Origin of the sequence: Leptolyngbya sp. FACHB-8 (assembly GCF_014695575.1) — a bacterium.
Lineage (GTDB): Bacteria > Cyanobacteriota > Cyanobacteriia > Elainellales > Elainellaceae > Vacuolonema.
The window spans coordinates 84,291-94,902 of the sequence record NZ_JACJOO010000059.1 but is presented as its reverse complement, the minus strand read 5'-3'; the positions used below and the strand labels follow the sequence as shown (position 1 = coordinate 94,902).

6 protein-coding genes are annotated in these 10,612 nt (G+C 51.5%); 2 read left to right on the top strand and 4 right to left on the bottom strand.

Annotated elements, in window-relative coordinates; translation table 11 throughout:
• Window positions 1–244: 244 nt before the first annotated feature.
• A complete protein-coding gene (leuB, locus tag H6F91_RS15220) occupies window positions 245–1,288 on the top strand; it encodes a 3-isopropylmalate dehydrogenase (protein ID WP_190772977.1) in 1,044 nt (347 codons plus the stop codon).
• Window positions 1,289–1,400: 112 nt separating this feature from the next.
• On the opposite strand, the gene H6F91_RS15215 is transcribed toward leuB, so the two are convergent.
• On the bottom strand, window positions 1,401–3,209 hold the full coding sequence (locus H6F91_RS15215; RefSeq protein WP_190772976.1) for a hydantoinase B/oxoprolinase family protein: 1,809 nt from the start codon (window positions 3,207–3,209) through the stop codon (window positions 1,401–1,403).
• A gap of 63 nt (window positions 3,210–3,272) precedes the next feature.
• Window positions 3,273–5,384, bottom strand: a complete 2,112-nt coding sequence (locus H6F91_RS15210) for a hydantoinase/oxoprolinase family protein (protein ID WP_190772975.1) — start codon at window positions 5,382–5,384, stop codon at window positions 3,273–3,275.
• Window positions 5,385–5,972: 588 nt separating this feature from the next.
• Here H6F91_RS15210 and H6F91_RS15205 point away from each other — a divergent pair.
• Window positions 5,973–6,905, top strand: a complete 933-nt coding sequence (locus tag H6F91_RS15205; protein ID WP_190772974.1) for an N-carbamoyl-D-amino-acid hydrolase — start codon at window positions 5,973–5,975, stop codon at window positions 6,903–6,905.
• Window positions 6,906–6,977: 72 nt separating this feature from the next.
• On the opposite strand, the gene H6F91_RS15200 is transcribed toward H6F91_RS15205, so the two are convergent.
• Together H6F91_RS15200 and H6F91_RS15195 are read right to left on the bottom strand one after the other, a co-directional pair.
• The gene (locus H6F91_RS15200; RefSeq protein WP_190772973.1) at window positions 6,978–8,750 is read right to left on the bottom strand and encodes a VCBS repeat-containing protein; all 1,773 of its coding nucleotides are present in this window, start codon (window positions 8,748–8,750) and stop codon (window positions 6,978–6,980) included.
• 573 nt (window positions 8,751–9,323) lie between these two features.
• Entirely contained in the window at window positions 9,324–10,601 is a 1,278-nt protein-coding gene (locus tag H6F91_RS15195) for a Zn-dependent hydrolase (protein ID WP_190772972.1), read from the bottom strand.
• Window positions 10,602–10,612: the final 11 nt, after the last annotated feature.

Below are 10,612 nucleotides of genomic sequence, written 5' to 3'. Positions count from 1 at the left end.
GAAGGGAACATAAACGGCTCCTTCCTATGTGCTGGGGTTGTGACGGAGATAGTTGGGTGGGGAATTTAGCCATGAATGTTGCACTATTCTCCATGGGTTCTGTTCCAATGCTTCTCCTTGATGCAGGTAATTTTTTAACAAGTAAAGTTAAATGCTTATGATAAAAAGTGGCGCGGCGCTTTGCACCGCGCCGCTTTTTATCATAAGCATTTAACCCGGCATGATATTAGGGGTGTTTTAGGGCATGGCGAAAACCTATCGTGTTGCGGCGTTACCGGGTGAGGGGATTGGGCCGGAGGTTGTTGAGGCGACGCTGGAGATTTTGCACGGTTTGGCAGGAATGCATGGGTTTGCGATCGCCCCCCAGTTTGCCCTCATTGGCCCTCCGGCTTTTGCTGCAACGGGCCATTATCTTCCCGATGAAACCCTGGCAATTTGCGAACAGTCGGATGGCATTTTGTTTGGGGCTGTTTCTAAAGGTGGCTTGTTGGAGCTGCGGAAACATTTTGATTTGTTCATCAACCTGCGCCCTGTTCGCCCGTCCCGTCACTTGTATCACACATCTCCTCTTCGCCCAGAGTTGTTGGAGGGCGTAGACTTACTGTTTGTCAGGGAGCTAGCCAGTGGCATCTATTTTGGAGCATCGGGCCGTTCTACAGATGCTCAGGGTGATTATGGTTTCCATACCATGCAATACCACGACTGGGAAGTGCGCCGCATTGCTCGGGTTGCTCTGGAGCTGGCCCAGAAACGGCGCGGAAAACTGACGGTGGCCCATAAGGAAAATGCGCTGCCTCATTTACCCTGGACGGCTCTGACTCAGGAAGTGGCCCAGGATTTTCCAGACGTAATCGTGGAACCGATGTTGGTGGACAACCTGGCGATGCAGTTGGTGATGCGTCCCCAGGAATTTGATGTGGTACTGGCGGGAAATTTGTTTGGGGATATTTTAAGTGATTTGGGTGGGGCGATCGCCGGTTCCATTGGTATGCTCGGCTCGGCGAGTCTCAATGCGAAAGGCTTTGGTCTCTATGAACCGATTCATGGCACCGCCCCCGACATTGCTGGAAAGGGCATCGCGAACCCCATGGGTACTCTGGCTAGCGCTGCCCTGATGCTGGAACAATGGGGCGAGATAGTTGCCGCTCAACATCTGCAATCTGCTCAAGAGCAACTCCTAGCGGAGGGTTACCGTACGGCCGACCTGGCTTCCCAAGGAGGCGATCGCTATCCCTCCACGCGTGAGTTCATTGATCGTCTGGTGCAGAAAATTGAAGCTGTCAGGTAATAGCTTGTTTGGCTGGATAGATGGGTTCGAGCGAGACGGATTTGCTCAGAGTCAGAAACCCGGTGTTTCTAAAACACCGGGTTTCTGGGCTTTGGTTAGGGTTTGAAACTTTTTAGGCGATCGCCATTTCCCCTCGCAAAACTTCTGTTGCTGCAAGGTCAATTGTCATGGTTTGCGGATCAATCACAACACCATATTGCAGCCGTGCATTTTCCAAGCTGACATAATCATCCAGCACATCCTCCAAAACTTTCTGAGGGTCGCGCTTGAGCGGATCGCCGTACCCACCACCACAGGGGCTAATGGTTCGTAAGGTATCGCCTGCGCGTGTTTTACGGCAGGGAAACTTGGAAGGCAAGTCAACCATGTCGCCATCGTAAGCGTTGTAAACCTGTACGGCCCCGGGGGTGCCATCCTTGCCACCAAAAATGCCCCAGGGTGCGTACTTGTTGCCTTCCCCTTCCAGCGACATCTGCCCATTGCCGAGGAATTGAATATCACGAATCGAACCTAAGCCACCGCGAAACTCTCCGGCTCCAGATGCATCCTCAATTAATTCGTAGCGCGATACCCGTAGCGGCAGATGCGCCTCAATGTCTTCGATGGGGTTATTGCGTGTGTTGGCGTAGAGTGTATCCACACCATCCATGCCATCTTTGCCGTGGCGACCGCCATAGCTGCCTTCGGTGATGTCCATATACACCCAGTAATCTTCATCGATCACACCGCTGTAAGACACCACTTTGATGTTGCCGATGCCACCGCTAACGTTCTGCGGGGCAACCTGAGCTAATGCTTTCATCAGCGTATCGGCGACGATATTGCCAGGGCAACAGCGGGCGATGACCGGAGCGGGATAAATCGGATTGGCGAGACAGCCTTTCGGCGCAATGATCGTGATCGGGCGTGTCAAGCCGGAGTTTTGTGGTACATACTCCATTAAGGCTGTGTCGAGCAGAACCGATCGCAACGTCACAAAGATCGCAATATCCACCGTGCCGACGAGGGGCATGTTGATGGGGCGATCGTCTACTTGAGGTGCAGTGCCTGTTAAATCGATGGTCATATCACTGCCGCTGATGGTGACAGTCACGGCAATTTTTAAATCCTTTTTGCTGGGGTCGGGGTCATCGAGAAAGCCATCGATGAAGCCTTCGGCATAATAGGAACCATCCGGTAGTTTTTCAATGGCGCTCCGGAGCATGCGCTCCGAGTAATCCATCAATTCATTACTGGCGGCAAGTACAGTTTCTAAACCGTACTGTTCGACCAATTCCAAAAAGCGGCGTTCGCCAACACGGCAGGCAGCTACCTGTGCTTCAATATCGCCCACGACAATATCGGCACTGCGAATATTCTGCCGTAACATTCGCCATACCTGGCGGTTCTTTTCACCCTTCTCATAAAGCTTCACTGCTTTGAATTGCAAACCTTCTGCAAACGCATCCACGGCATCGACAATGCCGCAACTTCCAGGTGAGCAAGAACCAATATCTAAATGATGTGCGGTTGTGAATGAAAATCCAATCAACTCATCATCTTTGAAGATCGGAATGCCAATGCCAATATCTGGTCCATGGGATGCACCATAGTATGGGTGATTATGCAAAATCACATCACCCGGATAGAACTCTTCACCGTCCTCTTCCATCGCTTTAAGGACACCCCGCATGTATCCCGGAATTGGTCCCAATTGCAGCGGTGTACTATACGCACACTCCGCTAATTGCTGACACTCCGCATCCAGAATGGCGGCTCCAAAGTCTTCTGATTCGCGAATGATACTGGAGTAGGACATCCGTGCAAGCTTATGTCCCATTTCCAGCGCAACGCTATTTAATGCGCCTGCAATAACCTGTGCGGTGACTGGATCAATTTTAGGTAAAACACGTTGTGTCTGTTTGGTGAGAAGAGATGCCATTGTTTCATCCACAAAATTGTTGAGGTCGATCGCTCATTTCCTAATGCTTGAGTAGCGTACGTCTTACAAAACTGCTTCCATCACCATGCGTTTCTCTTCCACAGGTTGCGGTTCTAGATGAATCAGCAAGTTACCATTGGCCTGCACGATCGCCCACGTGTGGGGCGGCAACAGCGTTGTAGAATCCTTCTGGAAGATTACAGCTGGGCCTTCGATCTGAGCGTTAACGGGGAGGCGATCGCGCTCAAAAAAGTTCGTCGAATACTTTTCCAGTTGCCCGTTTACCCGGAAGTAAGTTTCGGTCGTTTTCAGCCAGGCTTGTTCCAGTTCCCCGGTTCCTGGTGTGGGGAGTTCGGAGAGCTTGGGCATCGGGCCTTTCCCGGTAATGCGCAATGTCACCAGCTCGACCGTGTTTTGTGGGAAGGCGTGACCATATTCAACGGTGTGGCGATCGTGGAACTGCTGCCACACCTGACCCAACTTCTCCTCATCAATCTCACCCATGGGAACAGAAACGCGCAATTCATAACCCTGACCGACATACCGACAATCCGCTAACCGTTCCAATGTAATTTCATCATCATTAAATCCATCGGATCGAAGCTGTTCTCGAACCTGTTCCTCCAGTAGTCGCAAATCATGATTAAACTTTCCTAAATTCGGTTCTGAACTGAGCAAAAACTCGTTCTGGATCAGGTCATATTTTAGATCCGTGGTCAGTAGCCCCATCGCAGAGGTAATGCCAGGGTAGCGTGGCACAATCACCTCAGGGATGCCCATGGATTGTGCGACCTCAACGGCGTGGAGTGGGCCTGCACCCCCAAGCGCGACCAGGGCGAACTGGCGTGGGTCATGGCCCTTCTGGATGGTGCGCGATCGAATCGCATTCGCCATGTTGTTGTTGACGATGGTGATCACACCCGCTGCAGCTTCGTAAATGTCTAACCCCAGGCTATCGGCCAGGTCTTGCATCACCTGAAAGGCATTGTCGGGATAGATGTCCATTTCACCGCCCAGGAAGTGTGCTGGGTCAATGCGGTTCAACACCACATTGGCATCCGTCACTGCGGCCTGGAGTCCACCTTTGCCATAACAGGCTGGCCCTGGCGCGGCCCCGGCACTCTTTGGCCCGACGCGGAAGGCTCCCCCTGCATCCACATAGGCGATGCTGCCACCCCCGGCACCGATGGTATGCACATCAATCATCGGCACCATGACGGGATAGCCTGCAATCCAGGTATCACGGGCCGTTCCTTCTACAAAGCCGTCTTCGGTGACAATGCCAATGTCGGTGCTGGTGCCGCCCATATCGAAGGTGATCAGCTTTTGCCGTCCCGACAGGTTGCCTGTAGCCGCACCGCCCAGTACGCCAGCCGCTAACCCTGATAGCAACAGCGTTACAGGTTCCTGAGCCGCCACCTCAGCAGTTGCAACACCTCCGTTCGACCGCATAATATGCAGCTCTAAATCACCGGCCAGCTCCTTCAATCGCTGCCACAGGTGGTCGACATAGGATTTCACCTTCGGCCCCACAAAGGCGTTGATCAGCGCTGTGGTGAACCGCTCAAACTCGCGGAACTGAGGGAAGATGCTGGCACTGGTGGTGACAAAGGCTTCGGGATAAATTTCCTTCACCATGGCTGCCACCTTCGCCTCGTGGCTGTCGTTGATGTAGGAGTTGAGGAAACAGATGGCGATCGCCTCCACTCCTTTCTCTTTCAACGCCTCAATGGCTTCCCTTGCCTCTGCTTCATTCAGTTCCGTCAGCACTTCACCTTTGGGGCCAAGCCGTTCGGTCACAACATGGCGATCGCGCCGCATCACCAGGGGGTATGTCTGCCAGGGGATATCCTGCATGATGGAGTAATGCTGAGGCCGTTGGTGCCGTCCGATGTGGACGATATCCCGATAGCCTTGAGTCGTGATCATCCCCACCCGCGCGCCTTCATGGGTCAACAGAGCATTGGTGGCGACGGTGGTGCCGTGCAGAAAATGGTCAATGTGTTCCGGCGTGATTCCGGCCATCTGGCAAATGGCCTGGATGCCGTCCACCATACCAAGGGAGGGATCATGGACGGTAGTCGGGACTTTGTGAATCCAAATTTGTTGTTGTGCGGTATCAGCCAGAATCAGGTCTGTAAACGTTCCGCCGATGTCTACACCAATGAGCTTCATGGGCTACATCCAATTGGAAATACGGGGTGGAGTGACTGATGGGTAACGCGATCGCCCTCCCACAGAATGCTGGGGGACGCACCACTCACGCACACTGTATACAGCCCTGACCATGCAGAATGTATTTCAGTACACGGTTCACTGAAAAGAAGGGGGAACCGGTTCGTGTTCGTTGTTTCCCTGAAACACCTGAAATCCCTACTGTAAGAACGTTACATCTAATGTCCTTACAATAGGGATTTCAGGTGTTTCAACTAGGGATTAGCCTGCTTTGATGAGGGATTGGGCGATCGCCAAATTTGCAACAATGGTCGACTTCCCGGTGCCTCCTCGAAAGGAGTTGAACGCAATAATCCTGAGCATGGTGGTTCCGTAAGAGATGCAGCTAAGGGAGCAATCTGTTATTACCAAATACGGGAAAAATTACGGCCACTCAGCCATAAACTACGGCAATTCCAACTCGCTTCTCTGAAAAACGCGCGGCTCTTTCGAGAATGAGTAGAAAATTTGAGCGCAAACGCACAGTTTTTAACCTCAAAATCCGACCCAATTTAAGCAGCACGTTCGTAATAGATAGGGGTAATTTTTATGGCACGCATCATTACTGTTGGGGCTGCTCAGCTTGGCCCGATCGCCCGTTCCGAATCCCGTATTTCTGTGGTGAACCGCCTGATTGACTTGATGAAACAAGCCAAAAGTATGGGCTGTCAGCTAGTGGTATATCCCGAATTGGCACTTACCACCTTCTTCCCACGCTGGTACATGGAGGATCAGGCGGAAATTGATCAATTCTTTGAAATGGCAATGCCCAATCCTGTAGTTCAGCCGCTGTTTGATCTATCAGCACAACTCGAAATCGGCTTTTATCTGGGCTACGCCGAAAAGGTTGAGGAACACGGTCAAATTCATCGCTACAACACATCTATTCTGGTCAACCAACGCGGGGAAATTGTCGGTAAATATCGCAAAATTCACCTTCCTGGTCACGCAGAACATGAGCCCTGGCGAGCCTTTCAGCACTTAGAGAAACGCTACTTTGAAGTGGGCGATCTGGGCTTTGGCGTATGGCGTGCCTTCAACGGCATCTTCGGTATGTGCATTTGCAACGATCGCCGCTGGCCTGAAACCTACCGGGTGATGGGTCTTCAGGGGGTTGAAATGGTGCTCCTTGGCTACAACACGCCCCAACATGTTCCGGCCGCTCCCGAACAAGACCACCTCAACCATTTCCATAACCTGCTATCCATGCAGGCAGGCGCATACCAAAATGGCACCTGGGTTGTGGGCGTTGCCAAGTGTGGCCGCGAGGAAGGTTGCGATTTGATTGGCGATAGCTGCATCGTTGCCCCTTCCGGCGAACTAATCGCCAAGTGCCGCACCGTTGAGGATGAATTAATCGTGGCACAATGCGACTTGGATGCAGGGGCTTCCTACAAAAACACAATTTTCAACTTCGCGGCCCACCGTCAGCCTCAGCATTACCAACGCATCTGCGAGCAGGCTGGAACAGTTCTGCTCTGACAACGGCTGGCGCGATCGCCTCCCTTCTGAACTACAGCCAACCATGGGCAGAAGGGAGGCGATCGCTGTTAATCACTGAAGTTGCATAGCTTCAGGGACTTGAACTGACTGAAAGTAGGAGAGGTCAAGTGTGTTCTCCTCACCCCAATCAACACCTTGGAATTGTCCAAGGTCCTTTCGAGCTTGGCGAGAATACCCTAAAGATGCCAGGAGTGAATTGGCGAAAGTAGCACAATTTCTGTTGTACAAGTTGAAATTGATGATAGGTGAATGCGCTTGAAAGTTTTTGGCTGCTCGAATGATGTTCTGAATTTGTTGTCGGCTGTTCCAATGGGGCAGGGGTGGGATGTAATGCCCTTCATAATCCAAATCGGGTGAATACCACCTGACATGTTCTTTGGGGTCTATATATTCTCGAATAGAATGAATGTCATTCTTCTCATTGAATTCACAGTAGATGCGATCACCAAGCCCGTTAGCAAACCCTCCAACTGACATGAAGTAATAGGTTTGCCCGTCTTTCTCCTCTGTGAGGTAGTCAACCTGCATCGTATCGCGTATAAAATCAGCTGCCTTTTGATTGTTGAAGATGATGCTGAGGAAATGATGATTCCCAAGTGGAGAGTTCGCTAAATCTCTTGCAGCCCAGTAAACTCTTCCCAGGTTGTCAAATCTATCCAATTGGGGCGATTGTCCTCCTGTATTCCCTACAAGCGACCATTGCAATTGCTGACCGTTGCTAGACCCTAGCCACCAATTACCGTCATCAGCACAATAGAAAAGTACATCGGTACGACCATCTGCCGTAAAATTGCCCGTCAAGAAACGAATGGAAGGACGGGTGAGATCCTGAAAGCCAGATGTGTTGCCTGCATGAGCCCATTGCAATGTACTGCCATCACTGCGCCCAAGCCACCAATTGTGGTCACCAGCGAAATAGAAGAGGATGTCTGTGCGGCCATCACCTGTAAAATCGCCTGTAAAGAGCCGAATATCACTACGAGTTAGGTCTACAAAACCAGCCGTATTTCCAGCGTGAGACCATTGCAACGTGCCACCATCACTGCGCCCAAGCCACCAATTGTGGTCGCCAGCGAAGTAGAAGAGGATATCGGTACGACCATCACCCGTAAAATCGCCTGTAAAGAGCCGAATGTCATTACGGGTTAGGTCTACAAAACCAGCCGTATTTCCAGCGTGAGACCATTGCAACGTGCCACCATCACTGCGCCCAAGCCACCAATTGTGGTCACCAGCGAAATAGAAAAGGATGTCTGTGCGACCATCACCCGTGAAATCGCCTGTAAAGAGCCGAATGTCATTACGGGTTAGGTCTACAAAAACAGCTGTATTTCCAGCGTGGGACCATTGTAACGTGCCACCATCACTACGCCCAAGCCACCAATTGTGGTCACCAGCGAAGTAGAAGAGGATGTCTGTGCGACCATCACCTGTGAAATCGCCTGTAAAGAGCCGAATGTCATTGCGGGTTAAGTCTACAAACCCAGCTGTATTTCCAGCGTGAGACCATTGCAACGTGCCACCATCACTACGCCCAAGCCACCAATTGTGGTCACCATCGAAATAGAAGAGGATGTCTGTGCGGCCATCACCTGTAAAATCGCCTGTAAAGAACCGAATGTCATTGCGGGTTAGATCCACAAAACCAGCTGTATTTCCAACGTGGGACCATTGCAATGCACTGCCATTACTACGCCCTAACCACCAATTGTGGTCGTTAGCAGAATAGAAAAGGATATCGGTATGACCATCGCCTGTGAAATTACCCGTAAAGAAACGAATAGCATTACGGGTTAGGTTTCCGAAGTTACTATAGCTAGCCATAGATATAGCCTTAAGACAACTTTGTCTTCTACAAACTGGAATTTAAAGACTCCTGATAAAACTAAAAATATTGACGGGGAATTGATGGATAATAAGAAGTAAGATTAAATGCCAATGATAAAAAGTGGTGCAGTGCAAAGCGCTGCACCACTTTTTATCATTGGCATTAACCCGACATGATATAAGGTGACGATCTAAGTAACCTCAGTTCGGGATAAGCTGCAGTGCTCATTTTGGCGTGCGCAAAGCGCACGCCAAAATGAGCGTTTTCGAGTGCCGCGCAACGCGTGGCACTCGAAAACGCCCTTAATCTGAACTCAGGTTAAGTACAGGGCAAAATTGGAGAGCTTGTTGAAACTCATCAATCATTAATCCTATGTTCAGCAGGCTTCCACGTAGGTGGTCAAACCCGTAACGAAAGATGCTTCTAGCTTTACGCCCATGCTTTTTGCATGCCATAGGCTTCTGTTCGGCTAACCATTCTCCTGTGGGAGAGGAAGTTAAAGAACCATCACAAACAGGCGTGTCCTCGTGGACACACCTGTGGCAACATTGGGAATCTTGCTGAAGATTTTATAGCGCCAGTTGCAACAACGTATGAAGCAAAACATTAGCTCCCGCAATCAAATCCTCAGGTGCGGTGTACTCCTTCACATTGTGGCTAATGCCGTGGACACTAGGAACGAAAATCATGGCAGTAGGGCAGACAGCCGCAAGTAAACCAGCATCATGCCCGGCACCGCTGGGGAGACGTTTTGTCGAAAAGCCGAGGGTTTGAGCGGTAGTTTCCACCAGGTCAATCATGGCAGGGTCGAAGTCAACGGGTCGTAGACGTACCAGGGGACGAGCGGTGATCTCGACCCCTTCGGCCTGGGCGATCGCCCCTATCTTCTCCGCCATCCGCCGCTCTGCTTCTTGCAGCCGCAACTCATCGGTATTTCGCAAATCCAGCGTGAATACTGCGGTGTTGGGAATGACGTTCACCAGGTTGGGATGAAGGCGAATAGAACCGACCGTGGCTACCTGATTACCGCCCATTTCTTTGGTCAATTCACGGGCCGCGAGGGCGATCGCCATGGCCGCGTATCCCGCATCATGCCGCAAACGCATGGGTGTTGTACCGGCATGGTTCGACACACCTTTGACGGTATATTCCATCCACGACATCCCTTGTACGCCTGTTACGGCCCCAATCGTCACACTGTCCTGTTCCATCACCGGGCCTTGCTCAATGTGCAGTTCCGCAAAAGCGTGAACGGAAGGGTTACCACATGGAGCATCCCCCTGGTATCCGATGCGTCGTAATTCTTCTTCGACGGTTGTGCCAACGTTGGTGGTCGTGGCGAGCGCTTCTGCTAGGGAAAGGCTACCTGTATAGACCATGCTGCCCATCATGTCGGGATGGAATCGGGCGCCCTCTTCGTTGGTAAAGACAGCAACCGCTAACGGGTGGCGTGGACGAATGCCGGCTTCCTGTAAGGTTTGAATGACTTCCAATCCACCCAAAACGCCGAAGTTGCCATCATAACGGCCTCCAGTGGCGACGGTATCGATGTGAGAACCCGTCATGACCGGCGGCAAATCTTCGGTGCCAGGCCAGGTGCCTACAATATTACCGATGCCGTCGATAGTGATGCTTAATCCCAGATCTCGCATCCATTGCACCACCTGATCGCGTCCTGCTTTGTCGGCATCTGTCAGGGTTAAACGGCAGACCCCACCACCGGCGATCGCTCCAATTTGCGCTAACTCATCAAGGCGTTGAAGAAGGCGATCGCCCCTCACCCGCAATCCATCAATGCCCGGAATGTTTGCAGTATCCGTATATTGAACAGACAACTCAGCAACCATGCTCTAGCCTC